At 73.3% G+C, this 23,643-nt stretch carries 21 protein-coding genes and 1 tRNA gene; 9 read left to right on the top strand and 13 right to left on the bottom strand.

Annotated features, from left to right (window positions below; translation table 11 throughout):
• Positions 1–68: 68 nt before the first annotated feature.
• On the top strand, positions 69–527 hold the full coding sequence (locus ACFOYX_RS18110) for a carboxymuconolactone decarboxylase family protein (protein ID WP_109804557.1): 459 nt from the start codon (positions 69–71) through the stop codon (positions 525–527).
• Between the two features lie 79 nt (positions 528–606).
• On the opposite strand, the gene ACFOYX_RS18105 is transcribed toward ACFOYX_RS18110, so the two are convergent.
• Positions 607–683 (bottom strand) — tRNA-Thr (locus ACFOYX_RS18105).
• 365 nt (positions 684–1,048) lie between these two features.
• Between ACFOYX_RS18105 and ACFOYX_RS18100 the strand changes: the two genes are divergently transcribed.
• The gene (locus ACFOYX_RS18100) at positions 1,049–2,140 is read left to right on the top strand and encodes an ABC transporter ATP-binding protein (RefSeq protein ID WP_109804556.1); all 1,092 of its coding nucleotides are present in this window, start codon (positions 1,049–1,051) and stop codon (positions 2,138–2,140) included.
• A gap of 164 nt (positions 2,141–2,304) precedes the next feature.
• On the top strand, positions 2,305–2,901 hold the full coding sequence (locus ACFOYX_RS18095; RefSeq protein WP_322442304.1) for a hypothetical protein: 597 nt from the start codon (positions 2,305–2,307) through the stop codon (positions 2,899–2,901).
• Positions 2,902–2,962: 61 nt separating this feature from the next.
• Here the strand turns inward: ACFOYX_RS18095 and rlmB are convergent, their stop codons facing one another.
• A complete protein-coding gene (rlmB, locus tag ACFOYX_RS18090; RefSeq protein WP_322442303.1) occupies positions 2,963–4,093 on the bottom strand; it encodes a 23S rRNA (guanosine(2251)-2'-O)-methyltransferase RlmB in 1,131 nt (376 codons plus the stop codon).
• Positions 4,093–5,508 carry a cysteine--tRNA ligase gene (gene cysS / locus ACFOYX_RS18085; protein ID WP_109804553.1) on the bottom strand — a complete coding sequence of 472 codons (1,416 nt, stop codon included), beginning with the start codon at positions 5,506–5,508 and terminating at the stop codon, positions 4,093–4,095. The genes rlmB and cysS overlap by 1 nt, the downstream gene beginning before the upstream one ends.
• A 156-nt stretch (positions 5,509–5,664) precedes the next feature.
• On the opposite strand from cysS, the gene ACFOYX_RS18080 reads away from it, so the two are divergent.
• Positions 5,665–6,273 (top strand): helix-turn-helix domain-containing protein, encoded by a 609-nt coding sequence (locus tag ACFOYX_RS18080; RefSeq protein WP_322442325.1) that lies wholly within the window; start codon positions 5,665–5,667, stop codon positions 6,271–6,273.
• Between the two features lie 107 nt (positions 6,274–6,380).
• On the opposite strand, the gene ACFOYX_RS18075 is transcribed toward ACFOYX_RS18080, so the two are convergent.
• On the bottom strand, positions 6,381–7,115 hold the full coding sequence (locus ACFOYX_RS18075; RefSeq protein WP_322442302.1) for an HAD family hydrolase: 735 nt from the start codon (positions 7,113–7,115) through the stop codon (positions 6,381–6,383).
• Positions 7,116–7,117: 2 nt separating this feature from the next.
• Positions 7,118–8,083, bottom strand: coding sequence for a DMT family transporter (locus ACFOYX_RS18070; RefSeq protein ID WP_109803970.1), 966 nt, complete (start codon positions 8,081–8,083; stop codon positions 7,118–7,120).
• 85 nt (positions 8,084–8,168) lie between these two features.
• Here ACFOYX_RS18070 and ACFOYX_RS18065 point away from each other — a divergent pair, with 85 nt between their 5' ends.
• Positions 8,169–8,714: a CGNR zinc finger domain-containing protein gene (locus ACFOYX_RS18065; protein WP_109803969.1), complete on the top strand. Its 546-nt coding sequence runs from the start codon at positions 8,169–8,171 to the stop codon at positions 8,712–8,714.
• 86 nt (positions 8,715–8,800) lie between these two features.
• Here the strand turns inward: ACFOYX_RS18065 and ACFOYX_RS18060 are convergent, their stop codons facing one another.
• From ACFOYX_RS18060 to ACFOYX_RS18040, 5 genes are all read right to left on the bottom strand, one after another.
• Complete coding sequence (locus tag ACFOYX_RS18060; protein WP_201749847.1) at positions 8,801–10,210, bottom strand: class II fumarate hydratase; 1,410 nt, start codon at positions 10,208–10,210, stop codon at positions 8,801–8,803.
• 35 nt (positions 10,211–10,245) lie between these two features.
• Entirely contained in the window at positions 10,246–13,227 is a 2,982-nt protein-coding gene (locus ACFOYX_RS18055; RefSeq protein WP_322442301.1) for a BTAD domain-containing putative transcriptional regulator, read from the bottom strand.
• A gap of 260 nt (positions 13,228–13,487) precedes the next feature.
• The gene (locus tag ACFOYX_RS18050) at positions 13,488–15,155 is read right to left on the bottom strand and encodes a fumarate hydratase (RefSeq protein ID WP_322442300.1); all 1,668 of its coding nucleotides are present in this window, start codon (positions 15,153–15,155) and stop codon (positions 13,488–13,490) included.
• 67 nt (positions 15,156–15,222) lie between these two features.
• Positions 15,223–16,617, bottom strand: coding sequence for a PQQ-binding-like beta-propeller repeat protein (locus tag ACFOYX_RS18045; RefSeq protein ID WP_377534269.1), 1,395 nt, complete (start codon positions 16,615–16,617; stop codon positions 15,223–15,225).
• Positions 16,618–16,740: 123 nt separating this feature from the next.
• Positions 16,741–17,244 (bottom strand): Lrp/AsnC family transcriptional regulator, encoded by a 504-nt coding sequence (locus ACFOYX_RS18040; RefSeq protein ID WP_322442298.1) that lies wholly within the window; start codon positions 17,242–17,244, stop codon positions 16,741–16,743.
• 139 nt (positions 17,245–17,383) lie between these two features.
• Between ACFOYX_RS18040 and hppD the strand changes: the two genes are divergently transcribed.
• Genes hppD through hisC form a run of 4 tightly spaced genes read left to right on the top strand, consistent with a single transcriptional unit; the run spans position 17,384 to position 21,425 of the window.
• Entirely contained in the window at positions 17,384–18,583 is a 1,200-nt protein-coding gene (gene hppD / locus ACFOYX_RS18035; protein ID WP_109803964.1) for a 4-hydroxyphenylpyruvate dioxygenase, read from the top strand.
• A gap of 10 nt (positions 18,584–18,593) precedes the next feature.
• Positions 18,594–19,337: an RDD family protein gene (locus ACFOYX_RS18030; protein WP_322442297.1), complete on the top strand. Its 744-nt coding sequence runs from the start codon at positions 18,594–18,596 to the stop codon at positions 19,335–19,337.
• Positions 19,338–19,392: 55 nt separating this feature from the next.
• On the top strand, positions 19,393–20,325 hold the full coding sequence (locus ACFOYX_RS18025) for an RDD family protein (protein ID WP_322442296.1): 933 nt from the start codon (positions 19,393–19,395) through the stop codon (positions 20,323–20,325).
• Entirely contained in the window at positions 20,322–21,425 is a 1,104-nt protein-coding gene (gene hisC / locus ACFOYX_RS18020; protein WP_322442295.1) for a histidinol-phosphate transaminase, read from the top strand. The genes ACFOYX_RS18025 and hisC overlap by 4 nt, the downstream gene beginning before the upstream one ends.
• A 23-nt stretch (positions 21,426–21,448) precedes the next feature.
• On the opposite strand, the gene ACFOYX_RS18015 is transcribed toward hisC, so the two are convergent.
• The 3 genes from ACFOYX_RS18015 to ACFOYX_RS18005 form a co-directional block, all read right to left on the bottom strand.
• Positions 21,449–22,699 carry a PQQ-binding-like beta-propeller repeat protein gene (locus tag ACFOYX_RS18015; protein WP_322442294.1) on the bottom strand — a complete coding sequence of 417 codons (1,251 nt, stop codon included), beginning with the start codon at positions 22,697–22,699 and terminating at the stop codon, positions 21,449–21,451.
• A gap of 110 nt (positions 22,700–22,809) precedes the next feature.
• Positions 22,810–23,292, bottom strand: coding sequence for an SRPBCC family protein (locus ACFOYX_RS18010; RefSeq protein WP_238454276.1), 483 nt, complete (start codon positions 23,290–23,292; stop codon positions 22,810–22,812).
• 107 nt (positions 23,293–23,399) lie between these two features.
• Positions 23,400–23,609: a DUF397 domain-containing protein gene (locus ACFOYX_RS18005; protein ID WP_322442293.1), complete on the bottom strand. Its 210-nt coding sequence runs from the start codon at positions 23,607–23,609 to the stop codon at positions 23,400–23,402.
• Positions 23,610–23,643 lie beyond the last annotated feature (34 nt).

The following is a 23,643-nucleotide window of genomic DNA, read 5'->3' as shown; positions in this document are numbered from 1 at the left end:
ACGGACGAGGACGGGTACGGCACGGCGGACGCCGGCCAGCCTAACAGGACAGAATGGATGGAACGATCATGAAGGCACGGATGCAGAACCCGGCCATGATGCTCCCCGACGCCATGAAGGCGATCAACCTGCTCTACAAGGCGGCGCACTCCGCCGGCGTACCCACCACGACGCTGGAGCTGATCCACCTGCGGGCCAGCCAGATCAACGGGTGCAGCGCCTGCGTCGACTCGGGCGCCCGCGGCGCGCGCAAGGCCGGCGAGACGGAGGAACGGCTCTTCGCGGTGGCCGCCTGGCGGGAGACGTCCTACTTCACCGACGCCGAGCGGGCCGCGCTGGCGCTCGCCGAGGCGGCGACCCGCCTCGCCGACCGGGCCGACCCGGTGCCGGACGAGATCTGGGACGAGGCAGCCCGGCACTTCGACGAGAAGGAACTCGCGGCGCTGGTGCTCTGGCTCGCCACCACCAACTTCTTCAACCGGCTCAACGCCACGACCCGCCAGTTGGCCCCGCAGAACTGGGGCTGAACGAGGACGCCGGCCACGCGGGCGGGGGCGGGCCGACGCCCTCGCCCGCGTCGTACGCGCTCAGAGCGCCGGGGGAAACTGGAGCCCCCGGCCGGGATCGAACCGGCGACATCTCGCTTACAAGGCGAGTGCTCTGGCCAGCTGAGCTACAGGGGCGAGTGGTGCCGTGGTCAGCATAGCGACCGGCGTCCGAATTTCCCGCTCGGCAGGCCTCCCGAGCATGGGAAACGTCAACTTCCCGACCTCGATGCCGACGGATCGACGCCGGACGTCGTCCACCGCCGAGGGGGTTGATGCCCGGGAGTGCCGGTGTGACCGGAATGCGCAATGCCGTCAATCCCAACCCGCACCCCTCGTCTTGGCAGGGTCGGAAAACCCGTTTACCGTGCAGTGACACGGACGACAGTCCGGCCGGCCTCGGCTGCCCGGGCGACGCCCGCTGGCCGGCACCGTACGGCGCCGGTCGCTCCTTCACTCGGATCGTCCGGCACGTTCCTGCCGGTGAAAGGAAGCGCTTCACCATGGCTACGGTCACCTACGCGAAGGCGTCCCGGATCTACCCGGGCACCGAACGCCCCGCGGTCAACCAGCTCGACCTCGAGATCGGCGACGGGGAGTTCCTCGTCCTGGTCGGCCCGTCGGGTTGCGGCAAGTCCACCAGCCTGCGGATGCTCGCCGGTCTCGAGGACGTCGACGACGGCGCCATCTACATCGACGACCGCGACGTCACCCACCTGCCGCCGAAGGCCCGCGACATCGCGATGGTCTTCCAGAACTACGCCCTCTACCCGCACATGACGGTGTACGAGAACATGGCGTTCGCGCTCAAGCTGCGCAAGACCTCGAAGTCGGAGATCGACCGGCGGGTCAAGGAGGCGGCCGGGCTGCTCCAGCTGGAGGAGTTCCTCAACCGCAAGCCGAAGGCGCTCTCCGGTGGTCAGCGTCAGCGGGTGGCCATGGGCCGCGCGATCGTCCGCGAGCCGCAGGTCTTCCTCATGGACGAGCCGCTGTCGAACCTCGACGCCAAGCTCCGCGTCCAGACCCGTACCCAGATCGCCTCGCTGCAGGCCAAGCTGGGCATCACCACCGTCTACGTCACCCACGACCAGGTCGAGGCCATGACCATGGGTCACCGGGTCGCGGTCATGCTCGACGGTGTGCTCCAGCAGGTGGACACCCCGCGGGCGCTCTACGACACCCCCGCCAACGTCTTCGTCGCCGGCTTCATCGGCTCCCCCGCGATGAACATCAAGACCGTGCCGCTGACCGAGCAGGGCGCCGCCTTCGCCGAGATGCACATCCCGCTGACCCGGGAGCAGATCGCCGCGGCCCAGGCCGAGGGCGGCGACGGCAAGGTGACCGTCGGTTTCCGTCCGGAGGACTGCGACATGGTCAGCCCGACCGAGGGCGGCATGCCGGTCGTGGTCGAGCTGGTCGAGGACCTCGGCTCCGACGCCAACGTCTACGGCCACGCCGCGCTCGAGGGCCTCAACGAGCGCTTCGTCGTCCGCACCGACCGCCGCAGCATGCCGAACATGGGTGACACCATCTTCGTCAAGCCGCGCACCGGCCAGAGCCACGTCTTCCACGCCGCCACCGGCACCCGGATCTGACGTACGCGACACGACAGGGGCGGTCCGCTGCGGCGGGCCGCCCCTCTCGTCGTAGCTGGGGCATGGCATACCTGGGAGCCACGGGAGAAGTGGCTCCTCGGGGTGATCCGGTACGGCGTACTCCGCTCGTAGCGTCACGGCAACTTCCGATTCGAGGAGATGCCGTGACCACCCTGCCCGACACCGCCACCCGCCTTCCGTCACCGCGTTCCCGGGCGTACCGGATCATCCGCCTGGCCGGCCGCAGCCTGGCCTACTGCGCGGCGCTGGCGCCGGTCGCCGTCTTCGCCCTGGTGGCCGCGCCGGTCGGCCGGTCCGACGCCGCCGCGGCGCGGTGGCGGGCCCTACGCACCGGGCTGCTCGGGGCGCCACCGGTCGCCGGTCCCGGCCGGCGGCCGGGCCCGGTGGCCGTCGCCGGGCACGGACTGCTGAGCCTGCTGCTCGGCGTCACGGCCCTGGTCCCACTCGGCGTCGAACTGCTGATGGTGCTGCGCGGCGTCCTGTACGGCATCGTCGACCCCGGTCCGTACACGCACTCGTGGGGCGGCCCGACCCGGGCCGGCGCATGGCTGGCGCACTTCCTCGTCGGCCTGCCGATGGCCGCCGCCGGCCTGGTCGCGCTGGTCGGGATCGCCGCCGTGCACCAGCGGTTGACCCGGGGCCTGGACGGGGCGCGGCCCGCGCCCTGGCTGATCCCGGTCACGCTGCTGATCGCACTGGCCGGGGCACTGCTCTTCGTCGCCTGGACCCACCAGATCTAGGAATGCGGGAAGACCCCTGCCACCGCCGCGACCGCGGCAGGGCAGGGGCCTTCCCGGTTGCTCAGATCTCCTGGGCGCGGCGGCGGGCCACCTCGGCGAGGGTGACCGCGGCGGCGACGCTGGCGTTGAGCGACTCGACCTCGGAGATCATCGGGATGCTGACGGTCAGGTCGCAGGTCTCCCCGACCAGCCGGGACAGCCCGCGCCCCTCGGAGCCGACCACCACCACCAGCGGCCCGACCGCGGCCTCCAGGTCGTAGAGGTCGGTGTCGCCGTCGGCGTCCAGGCCGACCACCATGAAGCCGGCGTCCTTGCAGGCCTTGAGCGCCCGGGTGAGGTTGGTGACCTGGCCGACCGGCACCCGCGCGGCCGCGCCGGCGCTGGTCCGCCAGGCGGTCGCGGTGATCCCGGCGGCCCGCCGCTCGGGTACGAAGACACCGTGCGCGCCGAACGCGGCGGCGGAGCGGATCACCGCGCCCAGGTTGCGCGGGTCGGTGACCCCGTCCAGCGCGACCAGCAGCGGGGCGGGCTGCTCCAGCGCGGCCGCCATCATGTCCTCGAACGGCTCGTACGCGAACGGCGGCACCTGGAGGCCGACGCCCTGGTGCAGCACCCCACCGGTCATCCGATCCAGCTCGGCGCGGCTGATCTCCAGGATGGCGATGCCCCGGTCGGCGGCGGTCCGGATGATCTCGTTGACCCGGTCATCCATGTCGATGCCCTGGGCGGTGTAGAGGGCGGTCGCCGGCACCTGGGTGCGCAGCGCCTCCAGCACCGGGTTGCGGCCGACCAGCAGCTCCGGGGTGTCCTTGGCCGGGTTGGACTTGCGGCCCGGGGCGACCCGCGGGCCGGATCGGCCGACGGGCCTGCCGCCCCGACCGCCGGCGCCGCCACGGCCCGCCGGGACGCCCCGGCCACCGCCCTTGCCCCAGGTGGTGTCCTTGCTGCCCGGCTGGCCGATCTTGGGGGCGCGCCCCTCCTCGGCCGCCGCGCGGCGCTCCTTGTCCTGCTTCCACGCGGTGCGCTGGGGCAGCTTCTCGGTGCCCGAGTACGCCTTGTGCCAGGGTCGCTCGTCGGCGGGCAGGGTCTTGCCCCGGCCGGCGAGCGAGTCCTTGTTCTTGCCGCCGGAGCCCTTCGGGGCTCCGGCCTTCGGGCTCAGTCGCCGGCCACGGCGCTGCGAGTTGCCGGCCATCAGTCCTGCTCTCCAATAGTCCATCGCGGGCCCTGGGGGGTGTCCTCGACCACCACGCCGGCCTGCTTGAGCTGGTCGCGTACGGCGTCCGCGGCGGCCCAGTCCTTGCGGTTGCGGGCCTGGGCGCGCTGCTCGAGGGCGAGCGCGATCAGGGAGTCCACCACACCGCGCAGGTCCTCCGCGCGGCCGCCACCGGTCCAGGCCGGGTCCAGGGGGTCGACCCCGAGGATATCCAGCATGCTGCGGACGGCGGCCAGCACCGTGCGGACGGTCACATCGTCGCCGCTGGTCAGCGCGCTGTTGCCGTCCCGCAGAAGATCGTGCAGGACGGCGAGCCCGGCCGAGGTGTTCAGGTCGTCGTCCATCGCCGCCGCGAAGCCGGCCGGCAGTACGCCGAGCTCGCCGGCGCCGACCCGCTCCGCGGCCCGCTGCACGAACCCCTCGATCCGCCGGTACGCCACCGCGGCCTCGCGGAGGGAGTCCTCGGAGTAGTCGATGAGCGACCGGTAGTGCGCCGAGGCGTAGTAGTAGCGCAACTCCACCGGGCGCACCCCGAGCGACTCGACGTACGCCAAGTCGAGGGCGTTGCCGAGCGATTTGCCCATCTTGGCGCCGCCGATGCCGAGCAACCCGTGGTGCACCCAGTACCGGGCGAAGGGCAGGTCGGCCGCCTGCGACTGGGCGATCTCGTTCTCGTGGTGCGGGAAGGTCAGGTCCAGCCCGCCGCCGTGGATGTCGAACTCCGCGCCCAGGTAGCGCCAGCACATCGCCGAGCACTCGATGTGCCAGCCGGGGCGGCCCCGGCCCCACGGCGACGGCCAGTAGGCGTCGGCCGGCTCGTCCGGTTTGGCACCCTTCCAGAGGGCGAAGTCACGCGGGTCCCGCTTGCCCCGCTCGGGGGCGTCCCCGGCGGACTGCATGTCGTCCGGCGACTGCCCCGACAGCGACCCGTAGGCGGGCCACGAGGTCACGTCGAAGTAGACGTCACCCGAGCCGTCGGTGGCCGGGTAGGCGTGACCGGTGTCGATCAGCCGGGTGATCAGCTCGTGCATCTCGGGGATGTGCCCGGTGGCGCGCGGCTCGTAGGTCGGCGGCAGCACGTTCAGCGCCCGGTACGAATCGGCGAGGATCAGCTCGTTCGCGTACGCGATCGACCAGAAGGGGCGGCCCTGCTCGACCGCCTTCACCAGGATCTTGTCGTCGATGTCGGTCACGTTGCGGATGAAGGTGACCTCGAAGCCGGCGGCCAGCAGCCAGCGGCGCAGCACGTCGTAGGTGACGCCGGAGCGAAGGTGACCGATGTGCGGCGGGGCCTGGAGGGTGAGACCACACAGGTAGACCCCCACCTTGCCGGCTTCCCGCGGGACGAAGTCCCGCACCGATCGGGTGGCGGTGTCATACAGGCGTAGCGTCACCGTACAAGGGTAGCCGTCCATGCATTTCGAGGTTGGCCGGAGCCGGGTCGTACGCTGCGTGCTGTGGACACGGCGGCAGGCACGGGTGACGCCCGGCCAGGGGCGACGGCGGCCGGGACGCCCGAGCCGGGACGCGGCGGCGAGACCGCGCAGACCCTGGACCGGGGACTACGCCTGCTGCACCTGGTCGCGGAGGCGCCGGGCGGGCTGACCGTCACCGAGGCGGCGAACCGGCTGGGCATCGGCCGGGCCGCCGTCTACCGGCTGGTCGGGGCGCTGAGCGGGCACGGCATGCTGCGCCGGGACGGCGCCGGCCGGCTCCGCCTCGGCGCCGGGGTGCTGCACCTGGCCCGGCGCGCGCAGCCGCTGCTCGCCGAGGGGGCACTGCCCGCGCTGCGCCGGCTCGCCGAGCAGGCCGGCGCGACCGCGCACCTCACCGTCGTCGAGGGCGGCGAGGGGGTCGCCCTGGCGGTGGTGGAGCCGAGTTGGACCTCGTACCACGTGGCGTACCGGACCGGGTCCCGCCATCCGCTGGAACGCGGGGCGGCGGGGCGGGCCATCCTGGCCGGGCGGGCGGGCGCCGCCGGCCCGGTGAGCACCAGCGGGGAGCTGCAGTCCGGGGCGTACGGGGTGGCCGCGCCGGTGCTCGGCGTGCCCGGGCTGGAGGCGAGCGTCGGCGTGGTATCGCTGGCGCCGCTCGACGTCGAGGTCGTCGGCGCCCAGGTCACCACCGCCGCCACCACCATCGCCACCGCCCTCGGCTGACGGAGCGGGTGCTCGCTGGCCGACACCTCGGCGACGTGGCGGTATCAGTGCGCCCAGATGCCGCCATGTCGCCGAAAAGGCGTGCGTGCCCGACCGTGAACGCCGGGTCAGGCTTTCGCCGGCACGAGACGGGCCAACACCTCGGGCAGGGCGGCCAGGGTGGACACCTCGGCGTCCGGAGCGAGGCCGGGCGGTCGGGGCAGCCCGGGTCGGTTCAGCCAGACCGCCCGGAGTCCCGCCCGCTGCGCCGCGGCCACGTCGTGTTCCGGCGAGTCCCCCACGTACACGATCCGGTCGGGGGGCAGCCCGGCGGCCGCCACCACCGCGGCGTAGAACTCGGGCGCCGGCTTCTTCGGCAGGCCGTTCTCGTGCGCGTACAGCTCGAAGGAGAACTCGCCGGCGAGCCCGCAGCGTTCGGCGCGGCTGTTGCCGTTGGTGGCGAAGCCGAGCAGGTGGCGCCGCCGCAACGCGGCGAGCGCCGGCAGCGCGTCGGGGAACGGTCGGGTCAGCGCGAAGCGCCGGGCGAAGAAGAGGGCGGCCAACTCGTCGAGGTGGTGGTCGAGCCCGGCCCGGGCGAGCGACCGGGCCAGCGCGGCCCGCCGGATCTCCTGCACCGGTGCGGCGCTGAGCGCGCCGAACACGGCACCCCAGTCCGCCTCCAGGTCCGCGAGCCGGACCGCGGCGGCCGCCGGGGTCCGCCGCCGCATCTCCTCCAGTACGGCGACCAGCGCGCCGGTGACCGCCGGGCGCAGGTCGAGCAGGGTCTCGTCGGCGTCGAAGACGACGGCGGTCGGCGGGTCGAGGGGCGGTTCGCCGGCTGCCGCCGGACGGGGTGGCGGCATGCTCACCGCTCGGTGGCCAGGGCCGGCTCGGCCGGGTGCCCGGGCCGCTCCGGCTCGGGCGTGGCGCGCAGCTCGTCGACGCGGACCACGGCGACGCCGGCGACGATCAACGCGCCGCCGACGAGCTGGACGACGGTCGGCAGTTCGTTCAGCACCAGCCAGGCGATGAGCACGGCGAACATCACCTCGGTCAGCCCGACGAACGACGACAGCCGCGCCCCGAGCAGCCGCGCCCCGGCGATCCCGGTGAGGTACGCGACCACCGCGGCGATCAGCGACAGGCCGGCGATGGGCACCAGCCAGCTCATGCGGTGCCCGGCGAAGCTGACGTCGGCGAGGCCGGCCCGCAGCGGCAGCACCCCGACCGCGCCGAGCAGGAGCAGGACCAGGGCGCCGACGGCCATCCCGCCGCTGGCCATCACCACCGACGGCAGGCGGTCGTCGACGTGGCCGGCGATCACGAAGTAGCCGGCCAGCCCGACCCCGGCGCCCAGCCCCCAGAGCACCCCGACCGGGTCGAGCCGGCTGGCGCCGGCCAGGTCCAGCACGAACACCAGCCCGCACAGGGCGGTCACCGATCCCGCCACGGTCAGCGCCCGGGGCCGCTGGCCGTGGACCAGCCACATCCAGCCGACCACGAGGACGATGCCCAGGTATTCCAGCAGCAGCGCGACGCCGACCGGCAGGTAGCGGACCGCGTTGAAGAAGCACGCCTGGGCGAGGGCCACGCCGAGCAGTCCGAACACGACGACGGTGCCGGCGTTGCGGCGCAGCACGTCCCACCGGCCGCGCAGGGCCAGCAGGGCCGGCACGGCGAGGACCAGCGCGGCGATGCCGACCCGGGCCACCACCACCGCCTCGGCCGACCAGTCCCCGGTGATCAGTGGGCGGGCGAAGGTGCCCGAAGTGGCGAAGGTGAGAGCGGAGAGCAGGGCCAGGCCGAGGCCGACTCCGGGCCGTTCACGCATCGGTACACTCCTTGGCCCGCCGGCCGGTCATGACTCAACTGGGTTACGCTCATGACGCTAGGCTGGCACCCTGACAGGAGTCAAGTTGCTCTTCGCCCATGACACCGAATGCGGGCTGACCGCCACGGCGGCGTTGGTCAACACCGCCGGCCCCGACCGGGAAGGGCTGCCCGACGTGGCCGCCCTGGACGACTTCTTCACCGCGCACTCCTGGACCGGCCGGCACGAACACACCGAGGCGGAGCTGCGGTCGGTCCGCGACCTCCGGCCGCGGCTGCGCCGGATCTGGCACGCGGACCCCGACGAGGTGGTGGCGATCGTCAACGGGCTGCTCCGCGAGTCGAACGCCCTGCCGCAGCTCATCCGGCACGACGACCAGCCGTACCACCTGCACGCCGTGCCGCGCGACGCGCCGCTGGCGATCCGGATGGCCGTCGAGGCGGCGATGGCGCTGGCCGACCTGGTCCGCAGCGGCGAGCTGAGCCGGCTGCGGATCTGCGACCACCCGGACTGCGACAACGTCCTGGTCGACCTGTCCAAGAACCGGTCCCGCCGGTTCTGCGACGCCGGATGCGGCAACCGGGCCGCCGTCAGCGCCTACCGCGCCCGCAAGGCCGCGACCCGCTCCTGACCGCGTGATTCACCCGGTCTGCGGCAGGTGGCGGTGTCCCGGGGGCCGGAAACCGCGACCTCCCGCATCGGGCGTGGATCAAGCGGTCAGGGATGGGTCATCCGGAGCAGGTCGAGGGCCTCGTCCAGCTGGGTCTCGGAGAGCTTGCCGGAGTCGACGTGGCCGCGGGCGATGACCACCTCGCGGATGGAGATCTGCTTCGCCAGCGCCTCCTTGGCGATCGAGGCGGCCTCGTCGTACCCGAGATGGCGGTTGAGCGGGGTGACGATCGACGGCGAGCCCTCCGCGTACGCGAGACAGACCTCGGCGTCCGCGACCAGGCCGACCACCAGGCGGTCCGCGAAGAGCCGGCTCGACGCGGCCAGCAGCCGGATCGACTCCAGCAGGTTGCGGCCCATCACCGGGAGCATCACGTTCAGCTCGAAGTCGCCCTGCGAGCCGGCGAAGGCCACCGTCGCGTCGTTGCCGATCACCTGCGCGCAGACCTGCCGCATCGCCTCCGCGACCACCGGGTTCACCTTGCCGGGCATGATCGACGAGCCGGGCTGGAGGTCGGGGATGCGCAGCTCGCGCAGGCCTGCCCGGGGACCGGAGCCCATCCAGCGGATGTCGTTGGCCATCTTGTAGAGCCCCACCGCGACGGTACGGAGCTGGCCGGAGGTCTCCACCAGCGCGTCCCGGGCGCCCTGCGCCTCGAAGTGGTTGCGCGCCTCGGTCAGCGGCAGGCCGGTCGAGGCGCGCAGCCGCTCGATCACCGCCGCCGCGAAGCCGAGCGGGGTGTTGATGCCGGTGCCCACGGCGGTGCCGCCCAGCGGCAGCTCGGCCAGCCGGGGCAGCGCCGCCTCCAGCCGCTCGACGCCGTAGCGGACCTGCGCGGCGTAGCCACCGAACTCCTGCCCGAGAGTGACCGGAGTGGCGTCCATCAGGTGGGTCCGCCCGGCCTTGACCACGGTCTCGAACTCGACCGCCTTCTCCTCCAGCGCCCCAGCCAGGTGCCGGAGCGAGGGGATCAGATCCTCCACCACGAACTGGGTGGCGGCCAGGTGGATCGACGTGGGAAAGACGTCGTTGCTGGACTGCGAGGCGTTGACGTCGTCGTTCGGGTGCACGGGGCGACCCAACTCCCGGCTGGCCAGGGTCGCGATCACCTCGTTGGTGTTCATGTTGGACGAGGTGCCGGAGCCGGTCTGGAAAATGTCCACCGGGAACTGGTCGTCGTACCCGCCGGCGGCCACATGCGCGGCGGCGGTGGCGATCGCCTCGGCCACCTCCGCGTCGATCACGCCCAGCTCGCCGTTCACCTGGGCGGCGGCGCCTTTGATCTGGGCCAGCGCCTTGATCTGGGCCGGTTCCAGGCCCCGGCCGGAGATCGGGAAGTTCTGCACCGCGCGCTGGGTCTGCGCCCGCCACAGCGCCTCGGCGGGCACCTCCACCTCGCCCATCGAGTCACGTTCGATCCGGTAGCCCGCTGCCTCTGGAGTCGTCACGCGTACCATCCTGCCGCGCCCGTCGCGGGCTCGCAGATGATCGCTCAGTCCAGCGCGGCGATCAGCCGCTCCACCTCGTGCCGGTCCGGCGACTCGACCTGCCGGAACAGCGTCAACGCCCGGAGCCAGTGCGACCGGGCGGCGGCCGGATCGGTGTCCCGCAGACAGCGGGCGATCCCGTCCAGCGCCCGGGCCTGCTCATAGCGGACGCCCAGCCGGGTGGCGTCGGTGAGCACCCGGCGGTGCAGGTCCAGCGCACTGGCCGCGTCCCCCTGGTGGAGCATGGCCCGGGCCAGCAGGTTCCGCGAGGCGCACTGCCCGATCCGGTCACCCGCGTCGCTCATCGCCACCAGCGCCTCCTGGTGCAGGACGGCGGCCCGTGCGGGACGAGACTCCTCCTGCTCGATCATGCCCAGTTCGTTGAGCAACTCGCCCACGCCGGCGCGGCTACCCGACTTGCGCTTGAGGTACAGCGCCGCCCGCAGCAACCGGCGGGCCGGCCCGGCGTCGCCCATCCGGTGCCGGGTCATCCCCACGTTCGCGACCCCGTGCGCCAGTTGCCGGATGTCGTTGGTCTGGCGGGCCAGCAGGAGAAGCTGTCGGCCGGTGCGCAGGGCGTCGTCGTATCGGCCCCAGTTGAGCAGAGCGAAGCTGAAGTTGTTCAGAAGGTTCGTCAGCTCGTTGGACTCGTCCGGACCGCCGATCAGGGCCAGGGCGGCGTCGAAGTTCTCCTTGGCAAGACGGTAGTCACCGTTGGCGGCGTAGGAGGCGGCGAGGTTCCACAGCGTGCTGCGTACCTCCCGGCCCAGCCCGAGCCGGCGGCGCAGGCCGAGCGCCACCTCCATCAACCGGATCGCCTCGGGGAACCGGGCCAACCGGTAGTACGCCGAGGAGAGGTAATTCAACATCACGGCCGCCGCCGGGTCGTCGCCCAGCCCTTCGGCGACGCGGAGCCCGATCGTGTGCGTCTCGATCAGCTCGTCCAGGTGCCCGCCGTCGAAGTTGGCTCGCCAGCAGGCCCGCGCGAGTTGCCAGCAGTGCCGCGGCAGGCCCTCCGCCTCGGCCAACCGCACGAGAGCGGTCAGCGTGGCCCGGTTCTCCTCGAACCAGCCAAGCCCATTTGGAATGGCGGCCGCGACCAGGTCCGGCCGGGCGGGCGCGGTGAGTCGCAGGGAGTTGCGGCTGGCCGCCGACTCGATCCTCCAGGCGATCGCGGCGGCGGAGTCCAGGTGATGGTCGAGCAGCCGGCGCAGGGCGGCCTGGCGCTCGTCAGCCCGCTCGGGGTCGGCCAGCAGCCCGCGGGCGTACTCCCGGATCAGGTCGTGCAGCCGGTACCGGCCCGGCTCCACCTCCTCGGCCAGGTGCACGTCGACCAGCTCCTCGAGCACGTCCTGCACCTCGGGCAGGGAAAGCTCCGCGAGGGCGGCGGCCACGGGAGTGTCGAACCGTACGCCCGGATGCAGGCCGAGCAGCCGGAACACCCGCTGAGCCGACGGCGAGACCTGGGCGTACGACAGGGTGAAGGCCTGCCCCACCGAGCGCTCCCCGGCCACGAACTCCGCCAGCTGGTCACGACTCGAGGCCAGCCGGTCAGCCAGGTCGGCGATCCGCCAGCGGGGCCGGTGCGCCAACCTGGCGCCGGCCAGGCGGATGGCCAACGGCAGGTGACCGCAGCGGCGGACCACCTCGGCGGCGGCCTCCGGCTCGGCGGCCACCCGCTCCTCGCCGGCGACCCGACCCAGCAGCTGCACGGCCTCGTCGGCGTCGAGCACCGGCAGGGACGAGGGCCGGCCCTCGTCCAGTCCGACCAGCCGGCGACGGCTCGTGATCAGCACCAGACAGTCCGGCCCGTTCGGCAGCAGCGGCATCACCTGCGCGGTGCTGGCCGCGTTGTCGAGCACCACCAGCGCCCGCCGGCCGGCCAGCTCGGTACGCCAGAGCGCCAGCCGGTCGTCCAGGTCGAGCGGCACCCGTTCCGCCGGCACGCCGAGCTGACGCAGCAGCGTGGCCACCGCCGCGGCCGGCGTCAGCGGGGTGCGTTCGCTGTGCCCGTGCAGGTCGATGAAGAGCTGCGCGTCCGGGTAGCGCGGTGCCAGGGCGGTGGCGACGTGCACCGCGAGGGTCGTCTTGCCGCTGCCCGCCATGCCGTCGATCTGCTGGATCCGGACCGCGTCCTCCTCGATCTCCTGCACCAGCCGGGCCACCGCCTGCTGCCGGCCGGTGAAGTCGCTGATCGCCCGGGGCAGGCAGCGGACCGCCGCGACGGGCGCCTCCCCGGATCCCGTCAGGGCCAGATCACCCGCGAGCACCCGCTGGTGCAGCTCCTGCAACGCCCCGCCGGGCTCGATCCCCAGTTCCTGGGCGTAGATCCGGCGACCCTCCCGGTAGACGCCGAGGGCGTCGGCCTGCCGACCGACCGCGGAGAGGGCGAGCATCAACTGGCCCCGCAGCCGCTCCCGCAGCGGATTCTGGTCGACGCTCTCGGTCAGCTCGTCGATCAGGTCGGCGGCTTGTCGCAGCCGCAACTCGACGTCGACGCACTCCTCCAGCACGGAGAGCCGCTGCTCGTCGAGCAGCTGGGCACGCCGGCGCACGCTCCGGCTCGGGATGCCGCTCAGCGCCGGGCCGCGCCAGAGGGCGAGCGCGGCCCGGTAGTGCCGGCGCCCCTCGGTCGGCTGCCCGGCGGCGACGGCGGCCCGGGCGGCCTCGACCTCCCGGGCGAAGACCTCGGCGTCCAGGTCGGCCGGCTCGGTCCGGACGCCGTACCCGACCGGGTCGGTGACGATGATCTCCGGCGGCAGTCCGAGTGCGGCGAGGCGCTGTCGCAATCGCGACACGCAGATCTGGAGCTGGGCCCGGGCGGTGGCCGGGGGTTGCTCCTCCCAGACCGCGTCGACCAGCTCCTCGGAGGAGACCACCCGACCGGCGCGCAGGAGCAGCATGGCGAGCACGACCCGGTCCCGGCCTGCGGTGACGGTGGCTTCACCACCGCCGACCCGCAAGGGTCCCAGGATCCCGAACCGCATCTGCGCCCCCGCACCCCGTCTGTGGAAATTCCAGCAGCGTAACCCGCCGGTAACTGATCGCCCCGCGCAGGCGATAGCGATGTGATAGCGAATCGACAGCGGCGGAGTCGACACTCGTGCCGGGTTGTCGGTGACGACATCCGACGGGGGCGGTGCGCCCGGCCGAATCACCCGGCCCGGGCGCACCGATGTCGAATGGGCACCAGACGACGAAGGGGCGCCGGGTCTGCTGCCCGGCGCCCCTTTCGCATCCGCGGGCCTCAGCGGCGGCCGACCGTCAGCACCGGCTTGGTGACCTCGGCGAAGAAGTCGTTGCCCTTGTCGTCGACCACGATGAAGGCCGGGAAGTCCTCCACCTCGATCTTCCAGACCGCCTCCATGCCCAGCTCCGGGTACTCCAGGACCTCGACGTGCTTGATGCAGTCCTGGGCCAGCCGGGCGGCCGGGCCGCCGATCGAGCCGAGGTAGAAGCCGCCGTGCTGCTGGCAGGAGCGGGTCACCTGGGCGGACCGGTTGCCCTTGGCCAGCATCACCTGGGAGCCGCCGGCGGCTTGGAACTTCTCCACGTACGCGTCCATCCGGCCGGCCGTGGTCGGGCCGAACGAGCCGGAGGCGTAGCCCTCGGGGGTCTTCGCCGGGCCGGCGTAGTAGACGGCGTGGTCGCGCAGGTACTGCGGCATCGGCTCGCCCGCGTCCAGCCGCTCGGCAATCTTGGCGTGGGCGATGTCCCGGGCCACGACGAGCGGGCCGGTCAGCGACAGGCGGGTCTTCACCGGGTACTTCGACAGCTCGGCGCGGATCTCGTCCATCGGCCGGTTCAAGTCGACCCGGACCACCTCGGTCGCGTCGAGCTGCGTCTCGGTGACGTCGGGCAGGAAGCGCGCCGGGTCGGTTTCGAGTCGCTCCAGCCAGACGCCCGACGGGGTGATCTTGGCGACCGCCTGCCGGTCGGCCGAACAGGAGACGGCGATCGCCACCGGGCAGGAGGCGCCGTGCCGGGGCAGCCGGACCACCCGCACGTCGTGGCAGAAGTACCGCCCGCCGAACTGCGCCCCGATGCCGAAGTTGCGGGTCAGCTCCAGCACCTCGGCCTCCAGCTCCAGGTCCCGGAAGCCGTGCGCGCTCATCGAGCCGGCGGTGGGCAGGGCGTCCAGGTACTTCGCCGAGGCGTACTTGGCGGTCTTCAGGGCGTACTCGGCGGATGTGCCGCCGATGACGATGGCCAGGTGGTACGGCGGGCAGGCCGAGGTGCCGATCAGCCGCAGCTTCTCCTCCAGGAACTGCATCATCCGCGTCGGGTTCAGCAGCGCCTTGGTCTCCTGGTAGAGGTACGACTTGTTGGCCGAGCCGCCGCCCTTGGCCATGAAGAGGAACTTGTACGCGTCGGGGTGCCCGTCCGGGTCCTCGGCGTAGAGCTCCACCTGGGCGGGCAGGTTGCTGCCGGTGTTCCGCTCGTCCCACATGGTCAGCGGGGCGAGCTGGGAGTAGCGCAGGTTCAGCTTCGTGTACGCCTGGTAGACGCCGCGGGAGATGGCCTCCGCGTCGGCGCCGTCGGTGAGGACGTGCCGGCCACGCTTGCCCATCACGATCGCGGTGCCGGTGTCCTGGCACATCGGCAGCACCCCGCCGGCCGCGATGTTGGCGTTGCGCAGCAGGTCCAGCGCGACGAACCGGTCGTTCGGCGAGGCCGCCGGGTCGTCGATGATCGACCGGAGCTGGGCCAGGTGCGCCGGACGGAGGAAGTGGGCGATGTCGTGCATCGCCTCGGCGGTCAGCGCGGTCAGCGCGGGCGGCTCCACGGTGAGGAATCGACGGCCCCCCGGGCCGTTGACGACATCGACGCCCTCGTCGGTGACCAGGCGGTATTCCGTCTGGTCGGGACCGGTTGGCAGCAAGGGGGCGTACGAGAACGCGGCGGCACTGCTCATGGACGAAAAGCCTAGGGCAGGCCGGTCGATCGGTGGCACCCGCCGGGTGGGTCCTGGGACGCCGCTCTCACCGGCTGCCGTCGGCCCCGGCGCAGAGTTCCCGCTTCGGGCCGCAACTGCCCTCGTCGGACGGGGGTTGCCAGGTGCCGCCCGGGTTCGGGCCCGGGAGGCTGCCGCCCTCCTCCGGCGGGGGCGGCACGGAGCTGCCGGCGCCCCAGCGGACGTACCCGATCTCCCGCCCCTCCCCGATGATCATGCCGGTGCGGCCGACCGCCAGGGCGTTGGCCGAGGTCCGCAGGACCGCCAGCTCGCGGCCGGTACGCGGGTCGACCGCGATCAGCCGGGACGGCTTCTCCTCGGCGATCACCGCCGCGTACGGGGTGAGCGCCGCGCCGCTCTTGCCACCGGCGGCCCGGGTCCATCTGGTCCGGTCCACCGACAGCTCCCGGCCGAGGACGGACCGCTTGTCGGCGCTGCGCACCAGCGCGTACCGGTCGTCGACGGCGAGCAGCTTCTCCCCGTCGCCGCCGACCTGGAGCAGCCGGCCGTCGTACCCGTCGAGCACCGCCTCCCGGCCGTCCGGGCCGACCCCGATCAGCACGTTGCGGGCGCCCTGGGGGTCCTCCCGCTGCACGCACCCGGCGTATTCGGCGGTGCGCAGGTTCAGCCCGGCGCGCCGCCACACCTCCTGCCCGGTGGCCGGGTCCTGGGCGGCGACGGTGAAGTAGCAGGTGCCGTCGCGGGAGGTCGCGGTGATCCGCAGCAGCCGGCCACCGATCACCGCCAGCCGTTCCTCCCGGCCGGGCTGGACGTTCTGCAGCACCCGGCCGGTGGCGGTGTCCACCACGTGCACCCGCCCGTCGACCGGGAAGCCGAGCAGCGGCGGGACGGACTCCGGGCCGGCCACCCCGCCGTCGATGCGCGGCGCGGTGAGCCGGCGGGTGCCGAGCAGGTCCGGGTTGTCGGCGAGCAGGCCGCTGTGCACGCCGGGCAGGAAGGCGGTCCACAGTGGCCGGGTGCCACGCGGGTCCCAGGCGCTCAGCGTGCAGTCGGTGGGCTCGACGCAGCGGACGTCGAGGATCGCGTTGCGGTACGTCCAGACCGCCACCGCGTCGCCGTCCCGGCGGCGTACCGCCCCGGTGGTGGGGTCGAGCAGCTCGTACCCCTTGACCAGCAGCCTGCCCACGGCGACGACCGGGTCCCGGTCGCCGCCGGCCACCGCGGACCAGTCCGCCTTGTGCTCCCAGAGCTGGGTGCCGGTGGCCAGGCTGCGCGCCTCCACCCGGGTGCGCTGCTCGACGATGACGGTGTCGGCGGCGATGGTGACGCTCTTCGGGGTGCCGCCGACCCGCTGCTGCCAGACCACGTCCGGCTCGGAGATCGGCTGGCTCCGGTCGACCCAGTCCCACATGGCCGGGAACGGGTTCCACACCCCGGTCGAGGCGAGCACGACCACGGTGATGAGCCCCAGCAGCAACCAGCCGCGTACGCCAAGGCCCTTCACACCGCACACGGTAGCGACGATCACCGGCCGCCCGACCCCCCGCAGTGCCGTGTCGCCGCGCTTTCTTCGCCCGCCGCCGTGTCATGCGCCGGACGGGCCCCCGCGCACGGCCGAGCGGACGAGGGGCAGCGCGCGGTACGGGATCTGCTCGGCCAGGGCGATGATCGTGGAGGCGCGGGTGATGCCCGCCGAGGAGACGATCTGGTCGATCACCCGCTGGAGGTCGGTGTTCGAGCGGGCCACGATGCGGCAGAGCAGGTCACTGGAGCCGGTGATGGTGTGCGCCTCCAGCACCTCGGGGATGGCGGCCAGGTGCGCGGTGACCGGGTCGTGCCCGTGCCGTTGGCTGATCTCCAGGGTGACGAAGCTGGTCACCCCGAAGCCGATCGCGGCCGGGGAGATGTCCGGCCCGAAGCCGCCGATCACCCCCCGCTCGACCAGCTTGTCCAGCCGGGCCTGGACGGTGCCCCGGGCCACCCCGAGCCGCCGGGAGCACTCCAGCACCCCGATCCGGGGCTCCGCGGCGAGCAGTTCGATCAACCGCACGTCCAGCTCGTCGAGCTGTACATCCTGACCAGCGTTCATGGGGTAACACCCTACCGAATGCGCAACCTGACCAGCATTTCGGCGAAGGGTTGCCCAACCAGGCGGGACGCAGCGATCCTCGCCACAGGAGCAACCAACGGCGGCCCACGAGGCCGGCCGGTACGCAAGGGAGGCCACCATGACCCAGGCGATCGACCGACCGACGGACGAGGTCGACGTCGACGCGCTCGTCGGCGCCGTCGACCACGACATCAGCCGCGACCCGTTCCCGGTCAAGGGCCTCGACCACGTGCACTTCCTGGTCGGCAACGCCAAGCAGGCCGCGCACTACTACTCCACCGCGTTCGGCATGACCTGCGTGGCGTACCGGGGGCCGGAGCAGGGCTACCGGGACCACGCCCAGTACGTGCTGACCAGCGGCTCGGCCCGGTTCGTGCTGACCGGCGCGGTCCGCCCCGACGCCGAGGGCGCCGAGCACGTCGCCAAGCACAGCGACGGCGTCTCCGACATCGCGCTGGAGGTGCCGGACGTCGACGCCGCGTACGCGCACGCCACCGCGCAGGGCGCGACCGGCCTGGTCGAGCCGCACGACGTGAGCGACGAGCACGGCATCGTCCGGCTGGCGGCCATCGCCGCGTACGGCGACACCCGGCACACCCTGGTCGACCGGTCCCGCTACACCGGCCCGTTCCTGCCCGGCTTCGTGGCCCGCGGCGCGATCGTGGACCGGCAGCCGATGATCGACGCCGGCATCCAGCCGAAGCGCTTCTTCCAGGCGGTCGACCACGTGGTCGGCAACGTCGAGCTCGGCAAGATGGACGAGTGGGTGGAGTTCTACAAGCGCGTCATGGGCTTCAGCAACATGGCGGAGTTCATCGGCGACGACATCGCCACCGACTACTCGGCGCTGATGAGCAAGGTCGTCGCCAGCGGCACCCGCAAGGTGAAGTTCCCGCTGAACGAGCCGGCCATCGCCCGCAAGAAGTCGCAGATCGACGAGTACCTGGAGTTCTACCAGGGCCCGGGCGCCCAGCACATCGCCGTGGCGACCAACGACATCCTGGCCAGCGTCGACGCCATGCGCGCCGCGGGCGTCGAGTTCCTCGACACCCCGGACTCGTACTACGACGACCCGGAGCTGCGCGCCCGGATCGGCAAGGTGCGGGTGCCGATCGAGGAGCTGAAGGCCCGCAAGATCCTGGTCGACCGGGACGAGGACGGCTACCTGCTCCAGATCTTCACCAAGCCGGTGCAGGACCGGCCGACCGTCTTCTTCGAGCTGATCGAGCGGCACGGCTCGCTCGGCTTCGGCAAGGGCAACTTCAAGGCCCTGTTCGAGGCCATCGAGCGGGAGCAGGAAGCGCGCGGCAACCTGTAACACTGTCGGCGTGACGCAGCCTTCCCCGAACAGCACGCCGCCGCCCGCCGGGCCCCCGCCCGCGGGCGGCGGCTTCGCACCGCCCACCGGCGCCGCCCCCCTGCGGTACGCCGTGCCGGGGCAGCACACCCCGCCGACGTACGCCGGACTGCCGCCCTACCCCGGCCCCGGGCCCGGCTGGGCGCCGCACCCGGGCTACCAGTACCCGGGCTACCCGCCCCCGCCACTGGCCCCGAACGGCCAGCCGCTGGCCACCTTCACGGACCGGCTGCTCGCCTGGATGATCGACACCGCCGTGGCGAGCCTGCTGGCCACGGTGCTCTTCGTGCCCTTCGCCGCCTGGATCTGGTACCGCATGTTCACCGAGATGGTGAAGGTCAACCCGGACGGGACGATGACTGAGCCCGACCCGGCGCGGATGATGAGCGACTTCGTCGTCCCGCTGCTGCTCGCCGAGGCCGGACTGATCCTGGTGCTCTTCGTCTTCTACTGGCTGTACCACGTGGAGTACGCGCGCCGGACGGGCCAGACGCTCGGCAAGAAGCTGATGAAGATCCGGATCGTGCCGGCCGACCCGGCCGGGACGCTGACCCGGGGGGTGCTGGGCCGGCGGTACCTGGTCGAGTTCGTCGCCGGCTCGCTGGTCCCCTTCCTCAACTACGTCGACGGGTTCTGGCAGCTCTGGGACAAGCCCTGGCAGCAGTGCCTGCACGACAAGTTCGCGGGCACCGTCGTCGTTAAGGTTGCACCGTGAGCGTGAGGAGTGAGCCGGGTCTGCGAGCCCCGCAGCCGCGATTCGAGAGGGCGCCGTGACAGTGCAACCCGGTTGGTACGTCGACCCCGCCGCGCCCGAGACCAGGCGGTACTGGGACGGCGAGGGGTGGATCGGCGCGCCGATCCCGGTCGACGCCACCCCACCCGAGGGCCCGCCGCCGGCCGAACCGGCCCCGGCGCCCCCGGCCGCCCCACCGGTCCCGGCCCCCGTCCCCCCCGGCCCGGCACCGCACCCCGGTCACCCGGGAGCGGCGCAGCCCGGCCCGGGGCGCTGGCCGGGCCCGGGGTACGCCCCCGGGCCGGGACACCCGCAGGGGCCGCCGCCCGGCTGGCCGTACCCGACCTGGCCGGGGCGGCCGCCCGAGCCGCGGCCGCACGGGCTGCCGCTGGCCTCGTACGGCGTCCGCCTGGTCGCCCGCCTGATCGACTTCGGCGCCGTGTTCCTGCTCAACGCCGTGGTCAACGGCTGGTTCGTCTGGCGGTACGTCGAGGAGATCTCGCCGTACCTGCGGGAGTCGGTGCGCCGGTCGCTTTCCGGCAACACCTCCACGGAGGGGCTGCCCCAGCCGGGCGAGCAGGCCGCCGGGCTGCAGATCGCCATCCTGCTGATCGCCACCGCGCTCTGGTTCGCCTACGAGGTGCCGTCGATGGCGGCCCAGGGCCAGACGTTCGGCAAGCGGGTGATGCGGGTGCGGGCGGTCCCGATCGAGGCCGACCAGCCGCTCGGCTTCGGCCGGGCGACCCGGCGGTGGAGCACCCTCGGCCTGCCCACCCTGCTCTGGTACTGCTGCGGTTTCGGCCTGCTGCTCCAGTTCGTCGACGCGGTCTCCCCGCTCTTCGACCACCCGCTGCGCCAGGCGCTGCACGACAAGCGGGCGCAGACCGTCGTCGTGCAGGTGCCCCGCGCCACGCCCGACACCCGTACCGCCCCGCACGACCGCGCCAACCACCCGGGAGACACACCATGACCGACACCGGACGTCACCAGCCGCCGCTGCGGCTGACCCGCGCCGACCTCGACGCGCTGCCGAACTACGTGCCCGGCCGGAGCCCGGCGGACCTGGCCCGCGAGCTGGGCCTGCCCGAGGCGATCAAGCTGGCCAGCAACGAGGTGCCGTACGGCCCGCTGCCCGGCGTGGTGGAGGCGGTCGCCGAGGCGGTGGCCGGCTCGCATCGCTACCCGGACATGGGCGTGGTGGCGCTGCGCCAGGCCCTGGCCGACCGGTACGGCGTGGACGCCGACCGGATCGCCACCGGCTGCGGCTCGGTGGCGCTGGCCGAGCACCTGGTCCGGGCCACCTGCCTCCCCGGCGACGAGCTGCTCTACTCGTGGCGGTCGTTCGAGGCGTACCCGATCATCGCGGCGACCAGCGGCGCGACCAGCGTGCGGGTGCCCAACGACGCCGGGCACGGCCACGACCTGGCCTCGATGGCCGCGGCGGTGACCGACCGGACCCGGATGATCCTGGTCTGCAACCCGAACAACCCGACCGGCACCGCCGTCCGCAAGGCCGAGCTGGACCGTTTCCTCGACGCGGTGCCGGACGACGTGCTGGTGGTGATCGACGAGGCCTACCGGGAGTTCGTCACCGACCCGGAGGTGCCGGACGGCCTGACCTACCTGGACCGGCCGAACGTCGTCGTGCTGCGCACCCTGTCGAAGGCGTGGGGCCTGGCCGGGCTGCGGATCGGCTTCCTGGTCGCCGCCCCGGAGGTGGCCGCCGCCGTCCGCAAGGTCGTCACCCCCTTCTCCACCAGCATGGCCGCCCAGGCCGGCGCCCTTGCGGCGCTGGCCCAGGCCGACGAGGTGGAGCGCCGGTGCGCGCTGGTGGTCGCCGAACGGGACCGGGTCACCGAGGCGCTGCGCAAGTTCGTCCCGGACGTGCCGGCCAGCCAGGCCAACTTCGTCTGGCTGCCGCTCGGCGACCGGGCCGTCGAGTTCGGCAAGGCCTGCGAGGCGCGCGGCGTGATCGTCCGGCCGTTCGCCGGCGACGGGGTCCGGGTCACCATCGGCACCCCGGGGGAGAACGACGCCTTCCTCGCCGCCGCCGAGTCGGCGCTGGCCTGACATCCCCACTGCTCGCCGCGACCTTATGTCGCGGCGAGCAGCACGGGCTCGGCCGTCAGGAAGTACGCCTGGTCATCCGAGTCCGGGCCGGCGCCCTTGCGGAGCCGTTCCAGGGCGAGGTAGCCGTCCGCCGCGTACGCCCGCCCGGGCACCCAGGCCACCCCGTCGTGGCCGATGTCCATGGCGAAGCGGGACCGCTCGGCGCCGGTGCTCGGATCGAGGGTGACCAGGTCGTTCCGCTCGGTCAGCAGGTGCACCCGACCGGGCTGCACCGCGATGATCCGCACCAGGCCCAGGTCGGCCCGCCGCCACAGGTCCTCGCCGGTCCGCGCCGACCGGCCGGTCAGCACCCCACCGGTGCTGCCGACGGCCCGCTCGCCGGCGAGTTCGGCGTCCGGCCCGTTCAGGCCGGGCGCGGCGACCGGGTCGCCGGCCCCGACCAGCCAGCCCCGGCCGGCGTCGTCCCCCGACCCCGCGGTCCGCAGCCCCCGGCACGCCGAGTGCCCGTCGACGCAGCCCACCGGGGTCACCACCAGCCCCCTCCCGCCGCCGGGGGGGTGCCAGCGGGTGCGGACCGCTCCGGTGGCCGCGTCCCGGAACTCGACCGTCGTCGGCATGGCGCAGCCGTCGACCGCGATCAGCGCGCCGGTGGCCGTGGTCCCCACGTCGGTACGGCAGTCGCCCGCGTCGACCCGCCAGAGCTGCCGGCCGTCGGCCAGGGCGTACCCACCCACCTGCCGCCGACCGGCGGCCACCAGCACCGCGCGACCGTCGGCGGTACGCGTGACGTGCAGCCCCGCCGGGTCCCAGACCGTCGACGCGAAGGTACGCCGGGGCTTCGACACCGGTCCCGGCTCCGGCCCGTCCGCCCGCCAGGCGACCCGCCCGGTCCTTGCGTCCAGCGCCACCACTCTCCCGTCGGACCAGCGGCTGACCACGGTCACCCCGCTGGCCAGCACGCCGACGAGCTTGGCCGGCCAGCGCCGGTACGACCAGAACGGGGTGACCCGGTGCTTCCCGTCGACCGGCTGGTCGGCGTACACCTGGCGGGTCCCGGCGTAGACCCGGAGCCGGCCGTCCACGATCAGCGGCGCCACCGGCAGCCGGCCGATCACCCCCACGGGCGGGGTCGCCGCCGGCGGGTACGCGGCCCGGGCCGGCGTGATCACCTCGGCGGGAGCAAGCACGCGGTAGACGATGGCGGCGACCACCGCGACGGTGAGCACCGCCGCGACCGCCACCGTGATCCGCCGCCGCCCGTCGGGCAACCCCATGCCGCACCTCCGCCCGGCACCCTACCCAGCGGGACCCCCCGCATCCCGGTCAGGTCGAGCCGGCGGAGCCGCGTCGGCGGGTCGGGCGGCCGCCAGGCGGGGCCGGCGGGTCAGGCGGCCTCGGCGGAGGAGGCCGGTGTGACGGCGCGGGTCAGGTCGGCCAGGTCACGCCGGAGGGCGCCCTCGACCGCGCGGGCGGCGAGGCCGCCGAGGATCAGGGCCAGCACCCGGCCGTACGGGGCGGTCGGCACGGCCTCCTGCTCGACGGTGACCTGGGTGCAGCCGCGTCGGCGCCGCTCGACCGTCCGCAGCGTCCAGGTGATCCGGTAGTCCACGCCGGCCCCCCGGGAGCTGAGCACCAGCCGGTGCGGCGCGACCGCCTCCACCACGAGAAACTCCTCGGACTGCTCGTCGCCGCCCGGGCGGACCCGGGTCTCCCGCCAGGCGGTGCCGGCGGCGAGGGCCCCGGTGGTGAGCACCTCCACCGCGCCGACGGCGGAGAGCCAGTCGGCCCGGGCGGAGAGGTCGGTGAGGAGCCGCCAGACGTCGACGTCCCGCGCTTCGATGAATGCGGTAACCGTCACCGTCGACATGGCACCTCCCGTGTCGTCCACGGTACGGCGCGTGAACGCGAAACGGGGAGCCCTCGGTGACATTTCCGCCACCGGCGCCCCGGGCGGGGCACCGGGGAACGGGTCGGTCAGCGCCGGAACCCCCCGGCGCGGATCGCGCTGACGAACGCCGTCCAGCCCGGTGGGCTGACCGCGAGCGTCGGCCCGGACGGGTCCTTCGAGTCGCGTACCCCGACCACTCCGTGCACGGCGACCACGTTGGCCGCCACCTCCACGCAGAGACCCTGGTCGTTGGAGCGACTGCTGGTGCGCCAGACGGCGCCGGTGAGCTCGGTCATCCTCGTTACCTCCTGTCCGCTCGCGCGCCACGAC

This window comes from Micromonospora sp. GCM10011541, assembly GCF_042650725.1.
Lineage (GTDB): Bacteria > Actinomycetota > Actinomycetes > Mycobacteriales > Micromonosporaceae > Micromonospora > Micromonospora sicca.
This window is presented reverse-complemented; position numbering and strand designations above follow the sequence as displayed.